Origin of the sequence: Pseudomonas wenzhouensis (assembly GCF_021029445.1) — a bacterium.
Taxonomy (GTDB): Bacteria; Pseudomonadota; Gammaproteobacteria; order Pseudomonadales; family Pseudomonadaceae; genus Aquipseudomonas; species Aquipseudomonas wenzhouensis.
Map to the genome: position 1 here is coordinate 3,042,951 of NZ_CP072610.1, position 25,161 is coordinate 3,068,111.

The following is a 25,161-nucleotide window of genomic DNA, read 5'->3' on the forward strand; positions in this document are numbered from 1 at the left end:
AGCCGCTTACGCTTATTGCCTCAGTCAATCAGTTGTGCAGCCCTGAGCGCCGCAACAGCCGCCGACCAGCGCGGTACCTGGCGGTAATCGGTGCAGGCATGCACACGCCCACGCATGCGCTGCAGGCGCTCAGCTGGCCTGACCTGCAGGCGCTGCAGTGCGCTGAGGGCCAGTTCGGCTGAGCCCCGGTCGTTGCATACCAGGCCCATGTCACAGCCGGCTGCGAGGGCCGCCTCGATACGCTTGCCGGCATCGCCGACCACATGCGCTCCAGTCATGGACAGGTCATCGCTGAAGATCACGCCGTCGAAACCCAACTCACCGCGCAGGATGTCCTGCAGCCAGCGACGGGAGAAGCCCGCTGGCTGCTCATCGACCTGCGGATAGATGACATGCGCCGGCATCACCGCATCGAGCGTGCTCGCCAGGTGCTTGAATGGCTGCATGTCGCAGGCACGAATCTCATCGAGACTGCGCTCGTCAACCGGGATTGCAACGTGGGAATCGGCCTCGGCCCAACCATGCCCGGGGAAGTGCTTACCGGTCGCCGCCATACCCGCCTGATGCATGCCACGAATGAACGCGGCAGCCAGCGTGGTGGCCCGCTGCGGATCCCCCTCGAAGGCGCGGCTGCCAACCACCGCACTGCGCTGGTGGTCAAGATCCAGCACCGGGGCGAAACTCAGATCCAGCCCAACCGCCAGCACCTCGGTCGCCATCAGCCAGCCGCACTGCTCGGCCAGCGCTTCGGCGTTGTGGTTATCGGCAATCGCACGCATCGCCGGCAGCCGCAGAAAACCCTGACGCAGCCGCTGAACCCGGCCGCCCTCCTGATCCACCGCCAGCAGCAGATCCGGGCGCACGGCGCGAATGCTCTGGCACAGCTCGCGCACCTGGGGCGACGATTCGATGTTGCGGGCAAAAATGATCAGACCGCCCACTTCGGGCTGGCGCAGCATCTGGCGATCCTCGGCAGTCAGCCAGGTACCGGCGATGTCCATCATCAAAGAGCCTTGCATGAAGCTATTCCTTATTTGAAATCCTGGTTTGCCGCCCACTGCGAACACGGCGCCTCATCGATGCGCACCTTGCAGTGATGCGGGACGCGGTCGAAGAGCATCAGCATGTCCGCGTTACGCAAACGGATGCAGCCATGGGACAACGGCTCGCCCATGGGTTCCGTATCCGGCGTGCCATGCAGATAGATGTAGCGGCGGAAGGTATCGACCTCACCCATACGGTTGCGCCCGGGCTCGAGACCGCTTAGCCAGAGAATGCGGGTGAGAATCCAGTCGCGGCCTGGAAACTGCTCATGCAACTGCGGCGACCAGACCTCGCCCGTCCAGCGACGGCCGCGCAGCACCGCAGCCACAGGCAAACCGGCGCCAATCCTCGCGCGCACCTGATGCAGCCCACGCGGCGTACAGCCCGAGCCGTTACGCTCACCGGGGCCATTGAGTGCAGTGGAAACGGGCAGACGCAACTTCAGTTGCCCGCCAGTGAAACCGTAGAGCGCCTGATCGGCGATGGAGATATGCAGGAGATCGAGTTCGGCCATGGGCCGCTAGCTTAGCCGAAGGCTGCACCCAAGCCCACCGGCTGATCGCTCAGACCTTGGGTGCCGTGCCTGGCGTCTTGCTGCGCGGCTTGAGTTGCGCAGTGGCCAGCGCCGGGTCGTTGACCCCGGTTTCCGAACGCATACCGGCTGCCAGGAACGGCACCATCATGCGCATCACCTGCTCGATCGAGGTGTTGACGCCGAAATCCGTCTCCGCCATGGCGCGCAAGGCCTTGATCCCGGACATGCTGAAGGCTGCCGCCCCCAGCATGAAGTGCACGCGCCAGAACAGTTCCAGCGGCGGAATGCGCGGCGCCGCCTCATGCACCAGCAGCATGTAGCGGCGGAACACCTTGCCGTAAACTTCTTCCAGGTATTTACGCAGATGCCCCTGGCTCTGACTGAACGCCAGACCGAGCAGACGCATGAAGATCGACAGGTCATTGCCACTGCGAGGCTTCACCGCCAGCGCCTGCTCGACCAGCAACTCCAGCAACTCCTCCAGCGAGAACTGCGTGTCGGACTTGGCCTGACGACGATCCAGTTCTTTCTCAAGGCTGGCGCAAAATGGCCCGAGAAAACGCGAGAAGACAGCCTGAATCAGCGCCTTCTTCGAACCGAAGTGGTAATTGACGGCTGCCAGATTGACCCCAGCCTTGCTGGTAATCAGACGCAGCGAGGTCTCTGCGAAGCCTTTTTCCGCGAACAGCTGTTCCGCAGCATCGAGAATGCGTTCAACGGTTTCCGACTGAGCCATGAGTTCTCACCTGACAAACACTCGTTTGAAACATACGTTTCAGCCTGCTTGATTGTCAAGCCGCATGAGCCGTCTTTTGGCTGGCCGGTCACAGCTAACAGCAAGCAAAGACGCCGATTACCCGCAACAGGTAACACAGCAAACGGCATAGGCTTGAAAAATGGTCGTTGCCAAGCACTCTTTACTGTATATAATTCCAGTCACTGTATAAAAAGACAGAGCCCAGCCATGCTGAAACTGACGCCACGCCAAGCCGAGATTCTCGCTTTCATCAAACGCTGCCTGGAAGACAACGGCTACCCTCCCACCCGTGCGGAAATCGCTCAGGAACTGGGGTTCAAGTCACCCAACGCCGCAGAAGAACACCTCAAGGCCCTCGCCCGCAAGGGTGCCATCGAGATGACGCCAGGCGCTTCGCGCGGCATCCGCATTCCCGGCTTCGAAACTGGCGCAGCAAACGAGGACGAAGGCCTGCCGGTGATTGGCCGCGTCGCAGCCGGCGCGCCGATTCTCGCCCAGCAACACGTCGAGGAATCCTGCCAGATCAACCCCGCCTTCTTTCAACCCAAAGCCGACTATCTGTTGCGCGTACGCGGCATGAGCATGAAGGACATCGGTATTTTCGATGGTGATCTGCTCGCCGTACACACCACCCGCGAAGCACGCAACGGCCAGATCGTCGTCGCCCGTATCGATGACGAAGTGACGGTCAAACGTTTCAAACGCGAGGGCAACAAGGTCTGGCTGATTGCCGAAAATCCCGAGTTTGCCCCGATCGAAGTGGACCTGGAACACCAGGATCTGATCATCGAAGGTTTGAGTGTCGGTGTAATCCGCCGCTGAGGAAACGCCATGCACATGCAGCAGTCGTTCGAGCGCCCACAACTCCCACTTTTCGACGCGTTCCTTGGCCGAACGCCTGAAGAGCCGCTGCTAGCCACAAATGATATCCCGCGTGGCGAGGATGATCAGACGTTCAGTGAACTGGCTCTGCGTGGTGCCGCCGGCCACTGCCTGCACCTGCTGGCGCCGATTCTGCGTGAGCTGAGCCAGAATCAGGATGCACGCTGGCTGACCCTGGTGGCGCCACCCGCCAGCCTCACACAAAGCTGGCTACGCGATGCCGGCCTGAATCGTGAACGCATCCTACTGCTGCAGCCGCGACAAGGGCAAAGCGCTCTGGAGCTGGCTGAGGAGGCACTCAAACTGGGCCGCAGCCATACTGTGGTCAGTTGGCTGCATCCGGTCGAGCACAGCACGCGCCAACGCCTGGCGCACGCCGCCAATCTCGGCAGCGCGCAAAGCCTGAATATCAGCCTGGGCTAAAGGTGCATTCTCGCAAATAAAAACGGGGCTCCACTGGAGCCCCGTTTTGCTTTGTGCCGTAGCAACGTCAGTGCAGGACGCGCGGCCCTTCTTCCTCGCTGCTGAAATCACCTTCAGCCATGCGACCGGCCATCTGCACGCCGACATTGAGCATGGCCTTGGCCACTTCAATATGCTGGCCCTGCAGGAACGCCTTGGCATCGGCGGAGAAATCCAGAGTCACCAGTGCCTCTTCATCCTCTGCACGGCGCAGGGCAATACGCCCATCGGGCAGTTCGACGATTTCCAGAAAGGATGTAGGCATGGCTCAGTCTCTGTGCAAAAACACGACATTGTAACAGTCCGCTGAGGTCATCCCCAGCCCACTGGTCCAGTTAAACCCAATCAGCACTCGCTGAGCCCTTCACGGAAGCGCAATACCAGGGCCTTGAGCTGCTGGCGCCAGGCATCGATATCATCGAGGCTCAACTCGACTGGCTCCTCGCCAACACTGACGGCCGTGATCAAGGGCATGGATGGGTCGACCTTGGCCTTGCGCTCCTCACGCGGCGGCTGGAACAGCGCAGCATAGGCGGCCAGCAACTCGGCCAGCCAGGTCTCACGCTGCTGCGCCAACTCGACCAGTTCAGCCAGCTCAGGGCTGGGCGAACCCTCGAGTACCGCCTGCTGCACGAAGGCCTCGACACGCGAAGGCGCGGCATCGCTCATGCGGTAGTAGCCAGCGATCTCGTGACACAACCCGAGCAGGCCGCCGTACAGGTGAAACAGTGCGGCCTCGCGCTCGGCCTGCACCAGCGCCTGAACATTGAACGCGGAGGACGCCTCGGCCTTGCGCCAGTTATCCAGGGCAATACCGGCGAAGAAAATCTTCTGATTGGTACGGGTGTAGATTTCTTTGGCCATTACGGCGACCTCCACAGCAGACCGGGTCATGATACGCGCGTCGCACCAAAGTCAGACGCGCTTCTCGTCAGAGCGCAGAGATCAGCGCTTGTCTTCGACCTTCCACTTGCCGCCATCGTAGAACGCGCGCCAGCCGGTCGGCTTGCCATCGACCTCGGACTGCACGTACTGCTCCTTGGTCTTGCGGCTGTAGCGAATCACGGCCGGACGCCCATCCGGATCCTTCTGCGGGGCATCGCAGAGGAAGTGGTACTTGGGATCGATCTCATGCTTGTGCGGGACGATTTCCAGTACCAGCGGCGCACGCGTCTCACGGTTCTTAGGGAACTGGCTGGCAGCGAGGAACAGGCCCGATGCGCCGTCGCGCAGCACGTAGGTGTCGTCCACCTTCTCGCATCTGAGTTCGGGCATCTCCACCTTGTCCATCTTCGGCGGCGCCGCTTCACCGTTCTTGAGCAACTTGCGGGTGTTCTTGCAACTGGCATTGGTGCAACCGAAGAACTTGCCGAAACGGCCGGTCTTGAGCTGCATCTGGCTGCCGCACTTGTCGCACTCCAGGCTCGGCCCCTCATAGCCCTTGATGCGGTACTGGCCCTGCTCGATCTCGTAGCCGGTGCAATCGGGGTTATTGCCACAGATGTGCAACTTGCGGGTTTCATCCAGCAGGTAGGCATCCATGGCGGTAGCGCAGATCGGGCAGCGATGCTTGCCGAGCAGTACCAGAGACTCGGACTCACCCTCGTCATCGGCGGCGATCTCATCGCCCGGCACCAGGTTGATGGTGGCTTTGCAGCGCTCCTTCGGCGGCAGCGCATAGCCGGAACAGCCGAGGAACACGCCAGTGGAGGCGGTGCGGATCATCATCGGCCGACCGCAGTCACGGCAGGGAATGTCGGTCAGGGTCGGCTGGTTGGCGCGCATGCCGCCCTCGCCTGCTTCGGCGGCCTCAAGCTTCTTCTTGAAGTCACCGTAGAACTCATCGAGCAGGTGCTTCCACTCACGCTCGCCCTGGGCCACATCATCGAGATGCTCTTCCATGGTGGCGGTGAAGCTGTAGTCCATCAGGTTGGCGAAGCTCTCGTCGAGACGCTCGGTGACGATGTCGCCCATCTTCTCGGCATAGAAACGACGGTTGTGCACCGTGACGTAGCCGCGATCCTGGATGGTGGAAATGATCGCCGCGTAGGTGGATGGGCGACCGATACCGCGCTTTTCCAGTTCCTTGACCAGGCTGGCTTCGGAGTAGCGCGCCGGCGGCTTGGTGAAGTGCTGGCTGGGATCGAGCTGGATCAGCTTGAGGCCCTCGCCCTCTTTCATTTCCGGCAGGACATCGTCCTCGCCTGGCTTGCTCTGCTGTGGCAGCACGCGGGTGTAACCGTCGAACTTGAGGATACGCCCCTTGGCACGCAGCTCGAACGAGCCGGCGGCGACAGTCACGCTGGTGGACAGGTATTCGGCCGGCGGCATCTGGCAGGCGACGAACTGGCGCCAGATCAGGTCATACAGGCGCTCGGCGTCACGTTCCATGCCGGACAGCTGGGTCGGACGCAGGTTGACGTCGGACGGACGAATCGCTTCGTGCGCCTCCTGCGCGCCTTCCTTGCTCGAATACTGATTCGGCTTGCCCGGCAGGTACTGGTCGCCGTACTCACTGCCGATGAAGCCACGCACCATCTCCACCGCGTCGTTGGACAGGTTGGTCGAGTCGGTACGCATATAGGTGATGTAGCCGGCCTCGTAGAGACGCTGGGCCATCATCATGGTTTTCTTCACGCCGAAGCCCAGGCGGTTGCTCGCGGCCTGCTGCAGGGTGGAGGTGATGAAAGGCGCCGAAGGCTTGCTGCTGGTCGGACGGTCTTCGCGCTTGACCACGCTGTAGCTGGACGCCTTGAGCTTCTCCAGCGCGGCCATGGCCTGTGCTTCGTTGACCGGCTTGAAGGCAGCACCGCCTTCGCGCACCACCTCGAAGCGCACCTTGGCGTTCTTCGCGGTGCCGAGATCGGCGTGCACTTCCCAGTATTCTTCCGGAACGAAGGCGCGGATTTCTTTCTCGCGCGCCACCACCAGCTTCACCGCCACCGACTGCACGCGACCGGCAGACAGCCCACGGGCAATCTTGGCCCACAGCAGCGGCGAGACCATGTAGCCCACCACGCGGTCGAGGAAGCGCCGCGCCTGCTGGGCGTTGACGCGGTTGATATCCAGCTCGCCCGGCCTGGAGAAGGCTTCCTGAATCGCCTTCTTGGTGATCTCGTTGAACACCACGCGCTTGTAGCGGCTATCATCGCCACCGATGGATTCGCGCAGGTGCCAGGCGATGGCTTCCCCCTCGCGATCCAAGTCGGTTGCGAGATAGATGGTGTCAGCATCCTTGGCCAGGCGGCGCAGTTCTTCGATCACCTTTTCCTTGCCGGGCAGGATCTCGTACTTGGCTTTCCAGCCGTGCTCGGGATCGACACCCATGCGCGCGAATAGCTGACGCTTGGCCTTTTCCTTGGGCGACAGTGCAGGCGCCTCGGCAGCGGCCTTGCCGCGTTTGGCCGGTTCCTTGCTGGCACTTGCCGAGCCGCTGGTAGGCAGGTCACGGATGTGGCCGATGCTCGACTTCACCACGTACTGGCTGCCCAGGTACTTGTTGATGGTCTTGGCCTTGGCCGGGGATTCCACGATGACCAGCGATTTGCCCATGGATCAGAGAATTCCTAAAAATTGCGAAATATAAAAGGCGGGAAGCCTTGAGGCCCCGCTATATATAGTGGTGACCAAGCGAAGGTCAAGCGCAGGGGGCTGCGCAGTCAGGCGTGCGAACCGCCGATAGGGCTGACTTCGGCCTGAATCAAAGCAAAGCGCGGAACGCGCTTGCCGTCCACCTCGACCTCTTCGCAGAACATGCCGAGTGGCCGCACCCACAAGCCAAACTCGCCGTACAACGCCTGGTAGACCACCACCTCTTCCTCATTCTCGGAATGGCGTGCCACACCGAATACACGGTACTGCGGGCCTTTGTAGTGACGATAGAGTCCTGGCTGCAACTGCATGAGCGGTTCCCGATATAAAAAGCCGTAAAAAGCAAAACCGGGGCACTGGGCCCCGGTTTCTATCCGCTGACGCTTAAACGCGTTCGAAGACAGTGGTGATGCCTTGGCCAAGGCCCACGCACATGGTGGAGACACCGAAAGTGCCACCGTTTTGCTTCATGACGTTGAGCAGGGTACCGGAGATACGAGCACCGGAACAACCGAAGGGGTGACCCAGGGCGATCGCGCCGCCGTGCAGGTTGACCTTCTCTTCCATCTTGTCGAGCAGCTTCAGGTCCTTCAGCACCGGCAGAGCCTGGGCCGCAAAGGCTTCGTTGAGTTCGACGAAATCGATGTCAGCCATGCTCAGACCGGCACGCTTGAGCGCCTTCTGCGTGGACGGCACCGGACCGTAGCCCATGATTGCCGGATCGACACCGGCCACCGCCATGGCGCGAACCACGGCCATCGGCTGGATGCCCAGATCCTGAGCACGCTGGGCGCTCATGACGATCATGCAGGAAGCGCCGTCGGTGATCTGCGAGGATGTACCCGCAGTCACGGTGCCACCTTTCGGGTTGAAGGCAGGCTTCAGCGCAGCCAGGCTTTCCAGGGTGGTTTCCGGACGAATGGTTTCGTCGAAATCGAACATCTTCAGGAAGCCGTTCTCGTCGTAGCCTTGCATCGGGATGATTTCATCCTTGAACTTGCCTTCGACGGTGGCCTTGTGCGCCAGACGGTGCGAACGCTCACCGAAGGCGTCCTGCTGCTCGCGGTTGATGCCATGCATCTTGCCCAGCATTTCAGCGGTCAGGCCCATCATGCCGGACGCCTTGGCGGCGTACAGCGACAGGTGCGGGTTCGGGTCGACGCCATGCATCATGCCGACGTGGCCCATGTGCTCCACACCGCCGACAACGAACACATCGCCGTTACCGGTCTGGATCGCCTGCACGGCAGTGTGCAGGGCGCTCATGGACGAACCGCACAGACGGCTGACGGTCTGGCCGGCACTGGTGTGCGGGATCTGGGTCATCAGCGACGCCATGCGCGCGATGTTCCAGCCCTGTTCCAGGGTCTGGTTAACGCAACCCCAGATCACGTCCTCGACTTCGGCCGGGTCGATCTTGGCGTTGCGCTCCAGCACTTTGCTGATCAGGTGCGCGGACATGGTCTCGGCGCGGGTATTGCGGTGCATGCCGCCCTTGGAACGACCCATCGGGGTACGACCGAAGTCGACGATCACTGCATCTCTAGGATTCAGGCTCATATTTCTACTCTCGCTCTGTTCGCTGCACGATTAACCGAAGAACTTCTGGCCCTTGGCGGCCATCTCGCGAAGTTTTGCGGTCGGGTGGTACAGGGCGCCCAGCTCGGCATACTTGTCGGCCAGGGCGACGAATTCAGCCACACCGATGGAGTCGATGTAGCGCAGCGCACCGCCACGGAAGGGAGGGAAGCCGATACCGTAGATCAGGCCCATGTCGGCCTCGGCTGCGGTGTCGACGATGCCGTCTTCCAGGCAACGAACGGTTTCCATGCACAGCGGGATCATCATGAAGTTGATGATGTCCTCGTCGGTGACTTCGCGCTCTTCGACCACGATGGACTTGAGCAGCTCGTAAGCCGCCGGGTCGGAGACCTTCTTCGGCTTGCCGCGCTTGTCGGTTTCGTAGGCGTAGAAGCCTTTGCCATTCTTCTGGCCCAGGCGGTTGGCTTCGTACATCACGTCGACGGCGGTCTTGCCTTCGACAGCCATGCGATCCGGGAAGCCTTCGGCCATCACGTCACGGCCGTGGTGGCCGGTGTCGATGCCGACCACGTCGGACAGATAAGCCGGGCCCATGGGCCAGCCGAACTTCTCCATCACCTTGTCGATACGCACGAAGTCGACGCCGAAGCCCAGCAGCTTGGAGAAGCCGCCGAAGTACGGGAACAGCACGCGGTTGACCAAAAAGCCCGGGCAGTCGTTGACCACGATCGGGTTCTTGCCCATTTTCTTGGCGTAGGCAACGGTGGTGGCCACGGCCACTTCGCTGGACTTCTCGCCACGGATGACTTCCACCAGCGGCATCATGTGCACCGGGTTGAAGAAGTGCATGCCGACGAAGTTTTCCGGACGCTTGAGCGCCTGGGCCAGCAGGGAGATGGAGATGGTCGAGGTGTTGGAGGCCAGGATGGCGTCTTCACGCACGGCAGCTTCCACTTCGGCCAGCACGATCTGCTTGACCTTGGGGTTCTCGACCACGGCTTCGACGACGATGTCAACGTTGCCGAAATCACCGTAGGACATGGTCGGACGGATGGCGTTGAGCGCCTCGGCCATCTTCGCTGGGGTCATGCGGCCTTTCTCGACGCGCTTGCCAAGCAGCTTGGACGCCTCGTTCAGGCCCATCTGGATACCCTCTTCACGGATATCCTTCATCAGGATCGGGGTGCCCTTGGAGGCCGACTGGTAGGCGATACCACCACCCATGATGCCGGCGCCGAGCACGGCAGCCAGTTTCACGTCACGGGCGATTTCGTCGTGGTGCTTGGCCTTCTTCTTCAGTTCCTGATCGTTGAGGAACAGGCCGATCAGGCTCTCGGCAACCGAGGTCTTGGCCAACTTGACGAAGCCGGCGGCCTCGACTTCCAGCGCCTTGTCGCGGCCGAAGTTGGCGGCTTTCTGAATGGTCTTGATCGCCTCGACCGGCGCCGGGTAGTTCGGGCCGGCCTGGCCAGCGACGAAGCCCTTGGCGGTCTCGAAGCACATCATCTGCTCGATGGCGTTGAGCTTGAGCTTTTCCAGCTTGGGCTGACGCTTGGCCTTGTAGTCCAGCTCGCCGGAGATGGCGCGCTTGACCAGATCCAGAGCAGCATCCTTGAGTTTGTCCGGAGCGACCACGGCATCGACGGCGCCCACTTTCAGCGCGTCTTCGGCACGGTTTTCCTTGCCGGAGGCGATCCACTCGACAGCGTTATCGGTACCGATCACACGCGGCAGACGCACGGTACCGCCGAAGCCCGGGTAGATGCCCAGCTTGACTTCCGGCAGACCGATCTTGGCGCTGGCGCTCATGACGCGGTAGTCGGCAGCCAGGCACATCTCGAAACCGCCACCCAGGGCGATGCCGTTGATGGCAACGACGGTCGGCACGGCGAGGTCTTCGAAATCACTGAAGATCTTGTTGGCTTCCAGGTTGCCAGCCACCAGTTCTGCGTCGGGCAGCTTGAAGTTGTCGACGAACTCGGTGATATCGGCGCCGACGATGAACACGTCCTTGCCACTGGTGACAATCACGCCCTTGATCGAACCGTCAGCCTTGATCGCGTCGACGGAGGCGCGCAGCTCGTTGAGGGTAAGACGGTTGAATTTGTTGACGGACTCACCCTTGAGGTCGAAATTCAATTCGACGATGCCGCTCTCAAGAGCCTTAACCGTGATGGCTTTACCTTCGTAAATCATCAACTGATCTCCACGGTATGGAAGCTGAACAGTACACATCGGAGCCAACCGGCAAGCCAGCTCACAGCATAGCCGCGAGCATAACTCCAATCGGTACGACACACCCACCGACGCGATATTCGGGCTGTAGTGGCGCGCCTGACAAGGCAAACGCTCAATTCATACGCCCGTTTGATTTGGGTGTGCACACCTTCAGGGAAAAGCCTGCACTTGTCAATTGGCCTGTTTTCGTCGATTTCGCGACCCTTTCTGCAAGGCGGGTCATTCCTGGCCTCCAGCCCTCCGCAATAAAGCGCGTCAATACCACACCATTGCGCATGCAGCACAGCCTGCCGGCAAACGACCCAAGCGCCTAGTCAAATAACCAGCCTAGCGGTACAGTCGTCTCACTTTCGGCTGGCACTGGGCCATGCGAAAGCATTACAACAACAAATCGAGCCCCACGACGGGCCACACGGAGTCGCCAATGTCGAGCCGCCGTTCGCTTGCATTTCCTCTGAGCACCCTGCTGCTGTTTCTTCTCGTATCGCTCTCTTCCGTCAAGCTCAGCGCCGCCCCGGCCGAGGATCTGCTGCGCCTGCACCAGTTGCGCCTGGCAACGCAGAAGAGCCTGGGCGATTTCTATATGTACAACGGCATGGAAGGCGACCAGCGCTATGCGCGGATGATTGGTGAGTCCCTGCAGGAAGGCCAGGCGCATCTTGATGGTCTTGGCGCAATGCCCGGCGAAGCGAGCAAGGCCCTGCATGCGCAACTGCAGACCAACTGGCAAGGCTATCGCAACAGCTTACTGGCGCTGATGGACGCCATGCGCAGCCAGGGTTACACCGACCTGCAACCGATCGCCGACCTGGCCGAGAGCAACCAGCGCATCATGGCCATCAGTCAGGAGCTATATCAGAAAATCCAGCAGGAGAGCGCGTTCAGCGTCCCGCAACTGACGCAGAAGAGCCGTGAGCAGAGCCTGCTCATGCAGACCATCGCCCTGGACTATGCCTCTCGCAGCGCTTCGGTCGGCGCCAGCTTCTTCGGGGGCGGCGAAGAGCGCGCCATCGACGAGCTGGCCGGTGAATTTGCCAGCCAACTGGACAGCCTCAGCAGCTCCCAACAGAACACACCGGAAATCAGTGCGGCGCTGAACGCCATCGGCACCAAATGGCGCTATATCGAGAAATCCCTGCGTAATTACAACGAGAACACCGTACCGTTCCTGATCAGCAAATATTCCGACAGCATCATTGAAGGCTTGGAAGGCGTTGCTGCCCAGTACGCGGCCAGCCAGTTCTGATATCGCCTGAGCTTGGCCACTGTCCGGTATTCGCACCGGGCCTTTCCTGGCCTGTTAATGACCTGTCGCCCTCGCCCACAGAATGGGGCCATACTTGAGGCAGAGCCATTTGCCCCCTTCAGGAGAAACTCACCATGCCCTACCAGCATATTCTGGTCGCCGTCGACCTGACCGAGGAATGCGACCCTGTCGTGGTTCGCGCACAGAAGCTGGCTCAGGCCAGTGGCGCCAAGATGTCCCTGGTGCATATCGTCGAACCGATGGCCATGGCTTTCGGTGGTGACGTGCCGATGGACCTGTCGATGCTGCAGCAACAGCAATTCGAGCAGGCCCGTGAGCGCCTGGACAGTTTCACTGGCAAATACCCGGAACTCACCGCCGACCAGCGTCATCTGGCTTACGGCCAGCCGCGCCAGGAAATCCACCGCCTGGCCGAGGAGCAGGGTTGCGATCTGATCGTGGTCGGCAGCCATGGTCGCCATGGTCTGGCGCTGCTGCTGGGCTCCACTGCCAATGACGTGCTGCACGGTGCGCCCTGCGATGTGCTCGCAGTACGCCTGAAGAAAGGCGCTTAAAAGCCAAACGCACCGGACAGGGCACGGCCAGCCTGGCGGCTCCGTGGGCAGGTCGCCGTTGCCTTACTCGAAGGAATCGCCCGCGCTCATGACTTGCGGGCGAATCTTCTGCAGCTGGGTCTCCAGCGATACCGTCATGCTCGACGACATCGAAAAGAAGGTAAGAAAGGCCTTGAGATTGGAGTCGCCTTCACAGGTATCGTGAATGCGCTGCCAGAACGCCTGATTGACCAGTTTCAATTGTTGAAACAGGCGCACCAGTCCCTTCAGCTCCCAATCGGCCAGACGCCCCTCGCGCATGTTGAAATACTGCCGCGTGAGGTACAGCGATACGGCACGCAGGATGAACTCCTGATTATTGGCGAAAGGCAGATGTTGCTGCGCCATAGGTTTCAGGCGTGCCAGCACCGGGCAGGCGCTGGTAGCCATGATCACCCCGAGTAGCGCACGCAGCCCTTCCTCCAGACCGACGTGCTTGGTGTACTCACGCTCTGGCGTGCGCACCCAGACGCTGGCTTTCTTGAACGCCGGCAGGCCACGAAAGTCCTCGATCACCCGATGCAGATCCACAGCAGCCGGACAATGGCTGAACTGCTCGCGGCTCAACGGACAATTGCTGCATTGCTGATGCCCGAGGCGCGTCCAGGCCGGAGCCTGTTGCGCCTGCGCGGAGTCATATTCGCGATTCAGCTCGATCCGGTAGCTGAACTGATGATTGTCGTCGAGAGTAATGCGGTACTCGATGGCCATTGCCCGTTCGTTCCTTCGTCAGTCTTCCAGCTCTGCCCAGCGCTCGAGCAACGCGTCCATTTCCTTCTGCAAGCGCTCGAGACGCGCCAATACTTCCGTGGTGACCTGCACCGGCTGCTGATAGAAGGCAGGATCGGACACCTGCTCCTGTACCGCAGCCATTTCCTGCTCCAGCGCATCGATTCGTCCGGGAATCGCTTCCAGCTCACGCTGCAGCTTGTAGCTTAGTTTCTTCTTCGCAGGCTCTGCGCTCTCCTGAACGGGAGCCACTACGGCCGGGGCCGGCACTTCGACGATGGCCGTGGCCAGCTCGGCCTTGCCGGATTTGCTCTCACCCACGCCGAGCAGGCGCGGCGAGCCGCCCTGGCGCAGCCAGTCCTGATAACCGCCGACATACTCGCGCACCTTGCCGTCACCCTCGAAGACCAGCGTGCTGGTGACCACGTTGTCGAGGAAGGCACGGTCGTGGCTGACCATCAGCACGGTGCCAGGGAAACTGAGCAGCACCTCTTCGAGCAATTCCAGGGTTTCTACGTCCAGATCGTTGGTCGGTTCGTCGAGCACCAGCAGGTTGGCCGGCTTACTGAACAATTTGGCGAGCAATAGTCGTGCCCGCTCTCCGCCGGACAGCGCCTTGAGCGGTGTACGCGCACGCTGCGGGCTGAACAGGAAATCGCCCAGATAGCTCAGCACATGGCGATTCTGGCCATCGATAGTGATGAAATCGCGGCCTTCGGCGACGTTGTCGATCACTGTCTTTTCCGGCTCGAGCTGGTGACGTAATTGGTCGAAATACGCCACTTCCAGTTTGGTGCCCACCTCGATGCTGCCGCTGGTGGGCTGCAGGTCGCCGAGCAACAGCTTGAGCAACGTGGTCTTGCCGGTACCGTTGGCGCCAAGCAGGCCGATGCGGTCACCACGCTGCAGGACCATGGAGAAGTCCTTGACCAGGAAGGGGCCACCGGCGTGAGCGAAGCTGACGTTCTCCGCCACCATCACCTGCTTGCCGGACTTGTCTGCGGTTTCCAGGGCAATGGTCGCCTTGCCCTGGCGTTCACGGCGCTCGGCACGTTCGGCGCGCATGGCCTTGAGCGCGCGTACGCGCCCTTCGTTACGGGTGCGACGGGCCTTGATGCCCTGGCGAATCCACACTTCTTCCTGGGCCAGACGCTTGTCGAACAAGGCGTTGGCAGTTTCCTCGGCAGCCAGTTGCTGCTCCTTGTGCACCAGGAAGCTGGCGTAGTCGCCGTTCCAATCGATCAGGCCGCCGCGGTCCAGTTCAAGGATGCGCGTAGCCAGGTTCTGCAGGAAGGAGCGGTCGTGGGTGATGAACAGCACGGCGCCACCAAAGTCCTTCAGCGCCTCTTCCAGCCAGGCGATGGCACCGATGTCAAGGTGGTTGGTGGGCTCATCGAGCAGCAGCAAATCCGGCTCGGAAACCAGCGCCTGAGCCAGCAGCACGCGGCGGCGCCAGCCACCGGAGAGTTCGGCCAGGGTCTTGTCGGCCGGCAACTGCAGGCGACTGAGGGTGCTGTCGACCAGTTGCTGCAGGCGCCAGCCGTCTTTGGCTTCCAGCTCCTGCTGCACATGCATCAGTTGTTCGAGGTCGTCATCGCCGTGGATGTTCTGCGCCAGATGGTGATAGCGCGCCAGCAACTCACCGACGCCTGCCAGGCCCTCGGCCACCACGTCGAATACCGTCCGCTCGTCGGCGCGCGGCAGTTCCTGCGGCAACTCGCCGATCTTCAGCCCCGGCGCACGCCAGATTTCGCCGTCATCGGCCATCTGCTCGCCCTTGACCAGCTTGAGCATGCTCGATTTACCGGTGCCATTACGGCCGATGATGCACACCCGCTCACCCCGTGCGATCTGCCAGGACACTCCATCGAGCAGGGGCATGGCGCCATAGGCGAGGGAAACATCGGCAAACTTGAGCAGGGTCATGGGCATCTCCGGAAACAGGCGGCGCATTCTACCCGAGATGCAAGCCGGCTGTTGCCGTTTCCGCCGAGGCAGCAGGTGCAGCGCCAATACGCCCATCGGCGCAGGCAGGCGCATTTTTGCCGCATGTGTCCATCTGCTCCGACGGCATTCACCGCGCCCTTGTGAAAGGCTAAGCTAGAGGTATGCAACGACACGGATAGTGTTGCCCCTTACCTCTGCTTCTCCTGGAAATGCCATGCGCAGTCGCTTTCTCTCTGTAGTTTCCTGCCTGATTCTTACCGCCACCGGTATCACCAGTGTCGAAGCCGCCAGCCTCGCCCAGCAGCGCCAGTACTACGATGAGGCCAAGCGTGCCCTGGCCAAGGGCGATAGCGGCCCTTACCGCCAGTACGCCAGCGCCCTGCGCGACTATCCGCTGACTCCACATCTGGCCTACGACGAGTTGACCAACCGTCTCAAGTCGGCCAGCAACGCCGAAATCGAAAAGTTTCTTGCCGAGCATGGCGACCTGCCCCAGGCCAGCTGGATGAAACTGCGCTGGCTGCGCTGGCTGGCCGAGCGTGGCGAGTGGAAACCCTTTCTCGACCATTACGACCCGGCGCTCAACTTCACCGAACTGGACTGCCTGTATGGTCAGTATCAGATGAGTCAGGGCCTGACCGCCGAAGGCAACGCCACTGCCGAAAAGCTCTGGCTGGTTGGCAAGTCCCAGCCCAATGCCTGTGATCCGTTGTTCGAACGCTGGGCCGCCAATGGCCAGCTCACCGAGCAGCGCCGCTGGCAACGCACCAAGCTGGCGGTGGAAAGCGGCAACTACGGCCTGGCCAACTTCCTGATCAAGGGCATGCCGACGCTCGGTGAACGCGGCAAGCTGATGGTCGAAGTGGCGCAGAAGCCGCAACTGCTGAAAAACACCGCCCGCTTCGCACCCGCCGACGCGGCCATGAGCGACGTGGTCGGCCTCGGCCTGCGTCGTTTGGCCCGGCAGAACCCGGAAGATGCCCTGGCCCTGCTCGACGGCTATGCCCAGCGCATGAAGTTCTCTGCCGACGAACAGGTCGCCATTGCCCGCCAGATCGGCCTGCGCCTGGCGCAGCGCTTCGACCTGCGCGGCTTGCAGGTCATGGCCAAGTATGACCCGCAGTTGCGTGACAACACCGTCAGCGAGTGGCGTGCGCGTCTGTTGCTGCGCCATGGTCGCTGGGAAGAGGCTTATCAACTGACCCAGAACATGCCTGCCGACCTGGCCAGCAGCAACCGCTGGCGCTACTGGAATGCACGCAGCTTGCAACTGGCGCAACCCAACAGTCAGCAGCCGGCGGTGCTGTTCCAGGCGCTGGCCAAGGAGCGAGACTTCTACGGCTTCATGGCGGCTGACAAGGTCAATGCGCCTTATGCACTGAATAACCAGCCACTGGCCCTCGATTCCAAGGTGGTGCAAAAAGTCCGTAATACCGCCGGCATCAAGCGCGCCATGGAGTTTCATGCGCGCGGCCAGATCGTCGACGGGCGTCGCGAGTGGTATCACGTCAGCCGCCTGTTCAGCCGTGACGAACTGGTCGCCCAGGCGCGCCTGGCTTACGAAATGGAGTGGTACTTCCCGGCCATCCGCACCATCAGCCAGGCCCAGTATTGGGACGACCTGGAAGTGCGCTTCCCCATGGCCCACCGCAACGAGCTGGTGCGCGAAGCCAAGCGCCGAGACCTGCACTCGAGCTGGGTATTCGCCATCACCCGCCAGGAAAGCGCCTTCATGGCCGACGCACGCTCGCATGCCGGCGCCATGGGCCTGATGCAGCTGATGCCGGCCACCGCCAAGGAAACCGCACGCAAGTTCGGTATCCCGCTGGCGTCGCCACAGCAGGCGCTCAACCCGGACACCAACATCCAGCTGGGCGCCGCCTACCTGAGCCAGGTGTACGGCCAGTTCAACGGCAACCGCGTGCTCGCCTCGGCCGCCTATAACGCCGGCCCCGGTCGTGTGCGCCAGTGGCTGCGCGGCGCCAATCACCTGAGTTACGACGTCTGGGTGGAAAACATTCCCTTCGACGAAACCCGCCAGTACGTGCAGAACGTACTGTCCTACTCGGTGATCTACGGCCAGAAGCTGGGCGCCCCCCATCCGCTGGTGGCGTGGAACGAGCGTTTCTTCGACGACCAGTAAAACGAAAGCCCCGATCAGACAGCGTCTGATCGGGGCTTGCCATGAAACCCGCCCCGCTATTCCAGCACTTCCACCGTCATGCCCAGCTGCAACTCACCGACACCACGCGGCAACAGGTTCTGCCCGAAGAACACGTCACCCTCGCGTTCACGATAGGTCTTGAGCGTGGCCAGCGGCTCGCGCTCGGCGTTGCGCTCGCCGGTCTGTGGGTCGATGGTGGTGAGGATGCAGCGCGAGCAGCCCTTGGCCACCTCGAACTCCACGTCACCGATGCGAATGCGCTTCCAGCTGTCTTCGGCGTAGGGCTCGGTGCCGGTGACGACCAGATTGGGGCGGAAACGCAGCATTGAGAGCGGCTGGCCAACACGCTGAGACAGGTCGTCCAGCGAGGCCTGGCTGATCAGCAACAACGGGAAACCATCGGCGAAGGCCACGCGATCCCCCGGCTGGGCATAGGCGGTATCGACCTGGCGGGTACGCCCTTCCGGCACCTGCACCAAGCGACAGGGCTTGCCGAGCAGAGCGCTGAGCCATTCAGCTGCTTCATCACCGGCATCCGGTACGCGCAGGGTGTCGCGCCAGACGATGACGCCACGCAGGTTTTGCTCGGGGTCAGGCAGCGCCACGGACAGATCGTCACGCCCAGGCGCGCTGAGGGTCAGGCCACTACGCGCATCGTACAGCGCGCTCAACTGGCTCATCTGCGGCAACAGGCGCTGGGTGATGAAGCGGCCGCTGTCGGCATCGACCAGCATCCAGCGCCTGTCGCCCTGCAGGCCGAGGCCATCGACGGCGCTGCGCTGCAGAATCTCGCCACGGCCAGACTTGAGCGGATAACGGTACAGCCCCGAGAGACTCGGCATGGGTCAGCTTCCTGTCGGCAAAATGCCGTTATACGAGCTGATGGCGATGCTCACAAGCACTCGGGATGACGGGTTTAGCTGGGTTCGTCCAGAGCCAGACGCTGGCGCACCACATCAACCAGCTTGTCCGGCTGAAACTTGGAGAGAAAGTTGTCGCAACCGACTTTCTTCACCATGGCCTCGTTGAAGCTGCCTGACAGCGAGGTATGCAGGACGACGTGGAGATCCTTGAGGCGCGGGTCGTTGCGAATCTCGCTGGTCAGGCGATAACCGTCCATCTCGGGCATTTCGGCATCGGTGAAGATCATCAACAGCTTGTCGGTCATCACCTCGCCGGTATCAGCCCAGCTTTTCAGCAGGTTGAGTGCCTTCAGGCCGTCACTGGCCATATGCAGACGAATACCCAGTTGCGAGAGGGTGTCGCGTAATTGAGTCAACGCCACGTTGGAGTCGTCCACCAGCAGCACTTCACGGCCGCGCGCCTTCTCCAGCAATGGATCGGCGAGTTTTTCCTCGGAGACCTTGGTGCTCATCGGCACGATCTCGGCCAGGACTTTTTCCACATCGATGACCTCGACGATCTGGTCATCGACCTTGGTGATCGCGGTCAGATAATGCTGACGCCCGGCGCCACCGGGTGGTGGCTGGATCGACTCCCAGTTGAGGTTGAGGATGCGGTCGACGCTGCCGACCAGAAAGGCCTGCACGGAGCGGTTGTACTCGGTGACGATGATGGTGCTGCGCTCATCCGGCACCAGCGGACGCATGCCGATGGCCTGGGACAGATCGATCACTGGCAGAGTCTGGCCACGCAGGTTGACCACACCGCAGACGAAGCGGTGACGCTGCGGCATCAGCGTCAGCTTGGGCATCTGCAGCACTTCCTGCACCTTGAACACGTTGATGGCGAACAACTGCCGGCCGACCAGGCGGAACATGAGAATTTCCAGGCGGTTCTCGCCGACCAGTTGCGTACGTTGATCTACTGAATCGAGGATGCTGGCCATCATGTACTCCAGGGTGTATGTGTTGAGTCTAGGCCATCTATGGGAAGTGCCAGCGCTCGTTGTACGGTGTTGCAAAACGTCAGACAGACTTGGTTCTGCCTGCTCTATCGGCACAGGGTGGGCAAACTGAAGCCTGCCACTATCGCGCCATCATGCATCAGCCCCATGCCCCTGGCCAGCGAGCAAGGGCGAGTGCGCCGGCAGATGCAGGCGCAAGCAAGCCGGCTCGGCGCAAAAACGCAGGCGCGTGCTTGCCATGGGTTCGCCGTCGAGATTCAGATCCAGCCCCTCCAACGCCTCGACTTCCAGCCAGGGCAGCCGTGCAGTGATGGCCACGCTCTGCAAACCCAGCATACCGCCAGACAACAGCGTGCCCAAGGTGCCCACCACATCCTGCGCGGCGGGCACGATACAGACATCGAGCAAGCCATCATTAATGACGGCATTCGGACACAGCACATGCCCGCCCCCGGCCTGGCGGCCATTGCCAATGCCAAGGGCAAGAAATTCGCCCTGCCACTCGAAGCCAGGCCCATGAAAATGACCGGCTGCCGCGCGCACTTCGGCAAAGCGGCTGAGCCCGGTCAGCAGATAGGCGGCGCCACCGAGGACTTTCTTGAGGTCTTCCGACGTATTGGCCGTGACGCTGGAACCAAAACCTCCCGTCGCCATATTGAGGAAAGCACGCTCGCCGGCCATGCCGATATCCACCGCCTGCGCTTGCGTCTCGAGCAATGCCAGTGCGGCAGCCGGCGTCAGCGGCACACCTGCCGCGTGCGCAAAGTCATTGGCCGTCCCCAGCGGCAGCAGTGCCAGGCTGGCGTCGCTGCGGGCCTTGACCATGGCCTCAACCACATCGCGCAGGGTGCCATCGCCGCCGCCGGCGATCAGCGTCGGATAACCGGCTGCCAGCCCCTCATGCACCAGCCGTTCGGCATCACCGCCCTCCCAGGTCAAGCGCACGGCCAGCTCCCAGCCGTGCTCGCGCAGGCGGTTCACGGCGGCCCTCACATCAGCGTTCGGCGCCTGCTTGCCATGCAGTATCAGCCAGGCTTTGCGTTCGCGCATTGCAGTGCTCCTTGAAACGAACCCGAGAAAGCCTAGTGCGTGGCCCTCGCAAAAATTAATCAAATAAATAGATATTAAATTCAAAAATATTGCGCTTTTAAATCGATCAAACCACATGGATCATGCGCGCATCGATGCTGCACGGGACTGAGCCCCTGCACGACAGGAGAATTGACCATGATCGATGTACGTCCGTTCGAACAACTCGGCAGTGCCCACCACGGCTGGCTCAACGCGCGCCATCACTTTTCCTTCGCCGAATACTACGACGCCGAGCGGATGAACTGGGGCCGCCTGCGCGTCTGGAACGACGACGAGATCGCCCCGCACTCGGGCTTCCCGCCGCACCCGCACCGCGACATGGAGATCATCACCTACGTTCGCGAAGGTGCCATCAGCCATGAGGACAACCTGGGCAACAAAGGCCGTACCGAGGCCGGCGACGTGCAGGTAATGAGCGCCGGTACCGGCATCGCCCACAGCGAGTACAACCTGGAGGATGAAACCACCAAGATCTTCCAGATCTGGATTCAGCCGAACCAGGCCGGCCTGCCACCCTCCTGGGGCGCCAAACCGTTCCCCAAAGGGGATCGCGCCGGGGCTTTCGTCACCCTGGCCAGTGGTTACGAGGAGGATGTCGACGCCCTGCGCATCCGCACCGATGCACGGCTGGTGGCTGCCACCGTCAAGGCCGGACAGAGCGCCGAATACAGCCTGCAACCGAGGCGCAAGGCCTATCTGGTCGGCGCCACAGGTGCCTTCACGGTCAATGGCGTAGCGGCCAAGGCCCGTGATGGCGTGGCCATTGCCGATGAAGCGCTGATCCGCATCGAGGCAACAGAAGACAGCGAGATCGTGCTGGTAGACGTCGCCTGATGCACAAACCAATCGCCCTCCACTTGGAGGGCGGCCTGTTTCTGTATGAAGTAGCCCGGATGAAATCCGGGAAATCTGGATAAGCCGCCCCGGAGTTCATCCGGGCTACAAATTGACACCCTACGCCGGATAACCGGTGATCTTGCGAATGCGCTGGTACAGCGGCTTGAGCTGGCGGTACATGCGCTGATAGACCTGCGCGTAGAGCTGCTGATACACGCGCTGGGCCTCCGGGTTGGGCTGGAACACCTGGCCGACACGGGTCATGGCGGCGATGGCGCTCGGGTAATCCGGGTGTAAGCCCAGACCCACCGCGCAATTGATCGCCGCCCCCAGCCCGCTGGTTTCGTAGAGGTGCGGTCGCTCAGCCGGCAAGCCGAAGATATCGGCCGTCAGTTGCATTGCCGCATCGCTTTGTGACCCGCCACCGGAAACACGTAGGCGCTCAATGCGCGTACCGGAGCGTTTTTCGATGCGTTCCTTGCCCTGACGCAACGCATACGCCAGGCCTTCGAGAATCGCCCGATACAGATGCGCGCGGGTGTGCACGTCGCCAAAACCGATGATCGAGCCCTTGGCCTCCAGGCCCGGCTCACGGATGCCCGGCGTCCAGTACGGCTGCAGCATCAGCCCCATGGAGCCGGGCGGCACGGCGTTGACCAGCTCGTCGAACAGCGCCTCGGGCGCTACACCCAGCGCCTCGGCACGCTGCATCTCGCGCAGGCCGAACTCGCGCTTGAACCAGCTGACCATCCAGAAACCGCGGTAGATCATCACTTCGGTATTGAAGTGATCCGGCAGCGCCGCCGGGTACGGCGGAATCAGCGGGATGGTTTCCAGGTAACGGCTGCGCGTGGTGTTGATGGTCGCGGTGGTGCCGTACGAGAGGCACGCCGTACCGGGCTCCAGCGCACCAGAACCAAGCACTTCGCAGGCTTTGTCAGCCCCGGCGGCAATCAGCGGCAGGCCCTCTGGAATACCGGTATGGCGGCTGGCGGCGGACGTGATGCTACCCAGACGCTCACCCGGCTTGAACAGCTCTGGCAACTGCTCGGGGCGCACCTTCAGCGCCTGCCATTTCCAGTCGCCCGGCGCCGCCCAGCGCAGGCGCTTGTAGTCGAACGGCAGGTAGGCCACGCAACTGCTGGTGGAATCGACGAAGCGGCCACACAGACGGTGGGTGAGAAACCCCGAGAGCAACAGCACCTTGTGCGTGCGTGCCGCAATGTCCGGTTGGTGCTGGGCAACCCAGTTGACCTCGGCCTGACCACGGAAGTGATCGACCGCCTCTTCGGCGCGCACCAGCTTGAACAGCCAGCCCCACAGGCCCTTGATCCGTCCCTGCACCTCGGCGCGGCGCTGGTCGAGCCAGAGCATCGCCGGGCGCAGCGGCGCGCCCAGCTCGTCGACATGGATGATGCTGCCGCGCTGGGTGGTGACGGCGACGCCCTTGATCAGGCTGCGGTCGATATCAACCTGCTGCCACAGCAGACGGCAGGCTTCGCCGAGGCTGGCCCAGTAATATTCCGGGTCCTGCTCGGCCCAGCCCGGCTGGCTGGAGAAATACGGGTCCAGCTCCACCTTGCCCTTGGCCAGCAGGTTGCCCTGAGTATCGAACAGCAGCGCCCGCACGCTCTGGGTGCCGTTGTCGATGCTCAGCAGGTAGCTTGGTTCGTTCAAGGTTTTGTCCTTTTCGTTATGTCTCCCCTCTCCCATTTATGGGGCGTAAGCGGAAATAGCGAAGCACTGCTTCGCCCGCTGAAGCGCCCTGAGCTCTGCGAAGGGCTGGGGCGCAGAGCGGGAGCCGGGGGAGAGGGTGGTTCGTCTTATGCCAAGCGGCCTGCGGATAAACGTTTTCCCTCTCCCCAACCCTCTCCCGCAAGCGGGAGAGGAACCTAATCGGAGTTGCCGCAATCTAGCTACGTAGCCCGGATGACATCCGGGAGCTGCATCGTCGTTCATCCCCGGATTGCATCCGGGCTACAACCGGGTGGCAGCGGATTGCCGGTGCGCACGGCGCACCCTACGTACATCATTCGCTGTCATCCGGCAGGCTGTAACAACGCTGCCACAGTGCCAGATAATCCGTCTCCTCCTGCTGCCAGCGCGCATCGCTCCAGCCCATGCGCGGCTGGCATAGCACGCGGATACGCGACAGCTCGGCGCGGCCGCCTTCGGCCAGCAGCAGACCCAGGCGGGTGCGGCGCAGCAGCAGGTCGTCCAAGTGCAGCACCAGCTCGCCTTCGGCGGCCCAGGCCAGTTCGGCCCACAAGGTGTCAGTGCCCGCGACACAATCAGCGCCGATGTCATCGATCAAGCGCAGTACCTCATCCAACTGACGACCATGACGCCCAGCCAGACGACGCTGCTGCGCAGGGCTCAATGCCGGCATCGGTGTCGGCTTACTGGAAGCGAAGACCGCGCCGCCCTGATCGTCCACCGGCTTGCCGACGAACCCGGCACAGGCACGCAGCACCTCCAGCGCCAGCAGACGAAAGGTGGTCAGCTTGCCGCCGGCCAGGGTCACGCTGCCCGGCTCGACCCACAGTGCATGCTCACGCTTCTCATCAGAGGGTTTCAGAGCGCTGCCACCATCGCTCACCACCGGACGCACGCCGGCCCAGGTCGACAGCACATCGGCGCGGCTCACCTGCGCAGTAGGAAACTGCTGAGCACAGGCGGCCAGCAAATAGTCGACCTCCTCGGCGCTGATGGCGGCTTCATGATCGAGCTCGTCAGCATGATCGAGATCGGTGGTGCCGATCACCGTCGCGCCCTCCCAGGGGAAGACGAACACCGGCCTACCATCGGCGGCATGCATAAAACTGAAGGCATGCGCCACCGGCAGACGCCAGCTCGGCAGCAGCAGGTGACTGCCACGCAGCGGACGGATACGGCCATTGCCGGGCTGGCGCAGACGATCGGCCCAGGCTCCGGTGGCCTGGGCCACGGCGCGACTACGCAGGCGGTATTGCTCGCCCGTTTCCACATCCTCGGCGAGCACACCGACCACCTGCCCCGCCTCACGCAACAACTCCACCACGCGCATGCCATTGAGCGCCTCGCCGCCATCGGCGCGTGCTTCGCCCAGCACGCGCTGCACCAGACGGGCATCGTCGGTCACTGCATCGAAGAAGCGCGTGCCACCGAGCAGGCCATCCTCGCGAATACCGGGAGCCAGGTAACGCAGTTGCTGCAGCGGGTAGAACAGATGATTACGTTTGCCGGCCAGGGCGTCGTACAGGCTGAGCAGGCCACCGAATACCTTCGGCCCGGGAAAACCGCCGCGGTAATGCGGCATGACGAAGCTCAACGGCTCCACCAACCCCGGTGCCTCGCCGAGGAGGCGCTGACGCTCGCGCACCGAATCGCGGGTCAGCCCCAGTTGGCCCTTGGCAACGTAGCGCAGGCCGCCATGCACCATCTTCGACGAGCGGCTGGAGGTGCCCCAGGCGAAGTCGCGTTGCTCCAGCAACAGGCAGCGCCAACCACGCCGCGCCGCCTCACGCAGGATGCCGGCGCCGCAGATGCCGCCGCCAATCACCAGCAGATCCCAATCGCGCGCGGCCAGTTCAGGCAGCGCGCGCGTGCGCCAGGTGGCGTTCCAGGGCTCCATG

22 protein-coding genes are annotated in these 25,161 nt (G+C 62.1%); 6 read left to right on the plus strand and 16 right to left on the minus strand.

Annotation, left to right across the window (positions count from 1 at the left end; all coding sequences use genetic code 11):
• Nucleotides 1–20: 20 nt before the first annotated feature.
• From nagZ to J7655_RS14025, 3 genes are read right to left on the minus strand one after another with little or no spacing between them, the layout of a single operon-like run.
• Nucleotides 21–1,019 carry a beta-N-acetylhexosaminidase gene (gene nagZ / locus J7655_RS14015; protein ID WP_230924967.1) on the minus strand — a complete coding sequence of 333 codons (999 nt, stop codon included), beginning with the start codon at nt 1,017–1,019 and terminating at the stop codon, nt 21–23.
• Nucleotides 1,020–1,030: 11 nt separating this feature from the next.
• Nucleotides 1,031–1,558, minus strand: coding sequence for a L,D-transpeptidase (locus J7655_RS14020; protein WP_230924968.1), 528 nt, complete (start codon nt 1,556–1,558; stop codon nt 1,031–1,033).
• Nucleotides 1,559–1,607: 49 nt separating this feature from the next.
• Complete coding sequence (locus J7655_RS14025; RefSeq protein ID WP_230924969.1) at nt 1,608–2,315, minus strand: TetR/AcrR family transcriptional regulator; 708 nt, start codon at nt 2,313–2,315, stop codon at nt 1,608–1,610.
• Between the two features lie 228 nt (nt 2,316–2,543).
• Here J7655_RS14025 and lexA point away from each other — a divergent pair, with 228 nt between their 5' ends.
• Nucleotides 2,544–3,158: a transcriptional repressor LexA gene (gene lexA / locus J7655_RS14030; RefSeq protein ID WP_230924970.1), complete on the plus strand. Its 615-nt coding sequence runs from the start codon at nt 2,544–2,546 to the stop codon at nt 3,156–3,158.
• A gap of 9 nt (nt 3,159–3,167) precedes the next feature.
• On the plus strand, nt 3,168–3,641 hold the full coding sequence (gene sulA, locus J7655_RS14035; protein ID WP_230924971.1) for an SOS-induced cell division inhibitor SulA: 474 nt from the start codon (nt 3,168–3,170) through the stop codon (nt 3,639–3,641).
• 67 nt (nt 3,642–3,708) lie between these two features.
• On the opposite strand, the gene J7655_RS14040 is transcribed toward sulA, so the two are convergent.
• The 6 genes from J7655_RS14040 to fadB all read right to left on the minus strand — a co-directional run bounded on the left by J7655_RS14040 (nt 3,709) and on the right by fadB (nt 11,009).
• Nucleotides 3,709–3,945: a hypothetical protein gene (locus tag J7655_RS14040; RefSeq protein ID WP_012018126.1), complete on the minus strand. Its 237-nt coding sequence runs from the start codon at nt 3,943–3,945 to the stop codon at nt 3,709–3,711.
• A gap of 80 nt (nt 3,946–4,025) precedes the next feature.
• Entirely contained in the window at nt 4,026–4,544 is a 519-nt protein-coding gene (locus J7655_RS14045; RefSeq protein WP_230924972.1) for a DUF6586 family protein, read from the minus strand.
• Between the two features lie 81 nt (nt 4,545–4,625).
• The gene (gene topA, locus J7655_RS14050) at nt 4,626–7,232 is read right to left on the minus strand and encodes a type I DNA topoisomerase (RefSeq protein ID WP_230924973.1); all 2,607 of its coding nucleotides are present in this window, start codon (nt 7,230–7,232) and stop codon (nt 4,626–4,628) included.
• Between the two features lie 107 nt (nt 7,233–7,339).
• On the minus strand, nt 7,340–7,582 hold the full coding sequence (locus J7655_RS14055) for a DUF1653 domain-containing protein (protein ID WP_230924974.1): 243 nt from the start codon (nt 7,580–7,582) through the stop codon (nt 7,340–7,342).
• A 73-nt stretch (nt 7,583–7,655) separates the two neighbouring features.
• On the minus strand, nt 7,656–8,831 hold the full coding sequence (fadA, locus tag J7655_RS14060) for an acetyl-CoA C-acyltransferase FadA (RefSeq protein WP_230924975.1): 1,176 nt from the start codon (nt 8,829–8,831) through the stop codon (nt 7,656–7,658).
• A 30-nt stretch (nt 8,832–8,861) separates the two neighbouring features.
• Complete coding sequence (fadB, locus tag J7655_RS14065; protein ID WP_230924976.1) at nt 8,862–11,009, minus strand: fatty acid oxidation complex subunit alpha FadB; 2,148 nt, start codon at nt 11,007–11,009, stop codon at nt 8,862–8,864.
• A 466-nt stretch (nt 11,010–11,475) separates the two neighbouring features.
• On the opposite strand from fadB, the gene J7655_RS14070 reads away from it, so the two are divergent.
• Nucleotides 11,476–12,297 (plus strand): hypothetical protein, encoded by an 822-nt coding sequence (locus J7655_RS14070; protein WP_230924977.1) that lies wholly within the window; start codon nt 11,476–11,478, stop codon nt 12,295–12,297.
• 134 nt (nt 12,298–12,431) lie between these two features.
• Nucleotides 12,432–12,872 (plus strand): universal stress protein, encoded by a 441-nt coding sequence (locus J7655_RS14075; RefSeq protein ID WP_230924978.1) that lies wholly within the window; start codon nt 12,432–12,434, stop codon nt 12,870–12,872.
• Nucleotides 12,873–12,935: 63 nt separating this feature from the next.
• On the opposite strand, the gene J7655_RS14080 is transcribed toward J7655_RS14075, so the two are convergent.
• Both J7655_RS14080 and J7655_RS14085 read right to left on the minus strand, forming a co-directional pair.
• Nucleotides 12,936–13,622, minus strand: coding sequence for a DUF6901 family protein (locus J7655_RS14080; protein ID WP_230924979.1), 687 nt, complete (start codon nt 13,620–13,622; stop codon nt 12,936–12,938).
• Between the two features lie 18 nt (nt 13,623–13,640).
• Nucleotides 13,641–15,566, minus strand: a complete 1,926-nt coding sequence (locus J7655_RS14085) for an ATP-binding cassette domain-containing protein (RefSeq protein ID WP_230924980.1) — start codon at nt 15,564–15,566, stop codon at nt 13,641–13,643.
• Nucleotides 15,567–15,801: 235 nt separating this feature from the next.
• On the opposite strand from J7655_RS14085, the gene J7655_RS14090 reads away from it, so the two are divergent.
• Nucleotides 15,802–17,730: a transglycosylase SLT domain-containing protein gene (locus J7655_RS14090; RefSeq protein WP_230924981.1), complete on the plus strand. Its 1,929-nt coding sequence runs from the start codon at nt 15,802–15,804 to the stop codon at nt 17,728–17,730.
• A gap of 56 nt (nt 17,731–17,786) precedes the next feature.
• Here the strand turns inward: J7655_RS14090 and J7655_RS14095 are convergent, their stop codons facing one another.
• From J7655_RS14095 to yegS, 3 genes are all read right to left on the minus strand, one after another.
• Nucleotides 17,787–18,593: an MOSC domain-containing protein gene (locus J7655_RS14095; protein WP_230924982.1), complete on the minus strand. Its 807-nt coding sequence runs from the start codon at nt 18,591–18,593 to the stop codon at nt 17,787–17,789.
• Between the two features lie 74 nt (nt 18,594–18,667).
• Nucleotides 18,668–19,600: a chemotaxis protein CheV gene (locus J7655_RS14100; protein ID WP_230924983.1), complete on the minus strand. Its 933-nt coding sequence runs from the start codon at nt 19,598–19,600 to the stop codon at nt 18,668–18,670.
• Nucleotides 19,601–19,750: 150 nt separating this feature from the next.
• A complete protein-coding gene (yegS, locus tag J7655_RS14105; RefSeq protein WP_230924984.1) occupies nt 19,751–20,668 on the minus strand; it encodes a lipid kinase YegS in 918 nt (305 codons plus the stop codon).
• Between the two features lie 177 nt (nt 20,669–20,845).
• On the opposite strand from yegS, the gene J7655_RS14110 reads away from it, so the two are divergent.
• Nucleotides 20,846–21,544, plus strand: a complete 699-nt coding sequence (locus J7655_RS14110; protein ID WP_230924985.1) for a pirin family protein — start codon at nt 20,846–20,848, stop codon at nt 21,542–21,544.
• A gap of 120 nt (nt 21,545–21,664) precedes the next feature.
• On the opposite strand, the gene J7655_RS14115 is transcribed toward J7655_RS14110, so the two are convergent.
• Both J7655_RS14115 and J7655_RS14120 read right to left on the minus strand, forming a co-directional pair.
• Nucleotides 21,665–23,224: an FGGY-family carbohydrate kinase gene (locus J7655_RS14115; protein WP_230924986.1), complete on the minus strand. Its 1,560-nt coding sequence runs from the start codon at nt 23,222–23,224 to the stop codon at nt 21,665–21,667.
• A 352-nt stretch (nt 23,225–23,576) separates the two neighbouring features.
• Entirely contained in the window at nt 23,577–25,160 is a 1,584-nt protein-coding gene (locus tag J7655_RS14120) for a glycerol-3-phosphate dehydrogenase/oxidase (RefSeq protein ID WP_230924987.1), read from the minus strand.
• Nucleotide 25,161: the final 1 nt, after the last annotated feature.

Excerpts from the sequence above, each read along its gene's own strand:
- nagZ (WP_230924967.1), bottom strand. The coding sequence starts at position 1,019 with ATGCAAGGCTCTTTGATGATGGACATCGCCGGTACCTGGCTGACTGCC.
- J7655_RS14020 (WP_230924968.1), bottom strand. The coding sequence starts at position 1,558 with ATGGCCGAACTCGATCTCCTGCATATCTCCATCGCCGATCAGGCGCTC.
- J7655_RS14025 (WP_230924969.1), bottom strand. The coding sequence starts at position 2,315 with ATGGCTCAGTCGGAAACCGTTGAACGCATTCTCGATGCTGCGGAACAG.
- lexA (WP_230924970.1), top strand. The coding sequence starts at position 2,544 with ATGCTGAAACTGACGCCACGCCAAGCCGAGATTCTCGCTTTCATCAAA.
- sulA (WP_230924971.1), top strand. The coding sequence starts at position 3,168 with ATGCACATGCAGCAGTCGTTCGAGCGCCCACAACTCCCACTTTTCGAC.
- J7655_RS14040 (WP_012018126.1), bottom strand. The coding sequence starts at position 3,945 with ATGCCTACATCCTTTCTGGAAATCGTCGAACTGCCCGATGGGCGTATT.
- J7655_RS14045 (WP_230924972.1), bottom strand. The coding sequence starts at position 4,544 with ATGGCCAAAGAAATCTACACCCGTACCAATCAGAAGATTTTCTTCGCC.
- topA (WP_230924973.1), bottom strand. The coding sequence starts at position 7,232 with ATGGGCAAATCGCTGGTCATCGTGGAATCCCCGGCCAAGGCCAAGACC.
- J7655_RS14055 (WP_230924974.1), bottom strand. The coding sequence starts at position 7,582 with ATGCAGTTGCAGCCAGGACTCTATCGTCACTACAAAGGCCCGCAGTAC.
- fadA (WP_230924975.1), bottom strand. The coding sequence starts at position 8,831 with ATGAGCCTGAATCCTAGAGATGCAGTGATCGTCGACTTCGGTCGTACC.
- fadB (WP_230924976.1), bottom strand. The coding sequence starts at position 11,009 with ATGATTTACGAAGGTAAAGCCATCACGGTTAAGGCTCTTGAGAGCGGC.
- J7655_RS14070 (WP_230924977.1), top strand. The coding sequence starts at position 11,476 with ATGTCGAGCCGCCGTTCGCTTGCATTTCCTCTGAGCACCCTGCTGCTG.
- J7655_RS14075 (WP_230924978.1), top strand. The coding sequence starts at position 12,432 with ATGCCCTACCAGCATATTCTGGTCGCCGTCGACCTGACCGAGGAATGC.
- J7655_RS14080 (WP_230924979.1), bottom strand. The coding sequence starts at position 13,622 with ATGGCCATCGAGTACCGCATTACTCTCGACGACAATCATCAGTTCAGC.
- J7655_RS14085 (WP_230924980.1), bottom strand. The coding sequence starts at position 15,566 with ATGACCCTGCTCAAGTTTGCCGATGTTTCCCTCGCCTATGGCGCCATG.
- J7655_RS14090 (WP_230924981.1), top strand. The coding sequence starts at position 15,802 with ATGCGCAGTCGCTTTCTCTCTGTAGTTTCCTGCCTGATTCTTACCGCC.
- J7655_RS14095 (WP_230924982.1), bottom strand. The coding sequence starts at position 18,593 with ATGCCGAGTCTCTCGGGGCTGTACCGTTATCCGCTCAAGTCTGGCCGT.
- J7655_RS14100 (WP_230924983.1), bottom strand. The coding sequence starts at position 19,600 with ATGGCCAGCATCCTCGATTCAGTAGATCAACGTACGCAACTGGTCGGC.
- yegS (WP_230924984.1), bottom strand. The coding sequence starts at position 20,668 with ATGCGCGAACGCAAAGCCTGGCTGATACTGCATGGCAAGCAGGCGCCG.
- J7655_RS14110 (WP_230924985.1), top strand. The coding sequence starts at position 20,846 with ATGATCGATGTACGTCCGTTCGAACAACTCGGCAGTGCCCACCACGGC.
- J7655_RS14120 (WP_230924987.1), bottom strand. The coding sequence starts at position 25,160 with ATGGAGCCCTGGAACGCCACCTGGCGCACGCGCGCGCTGCCTGAACTG.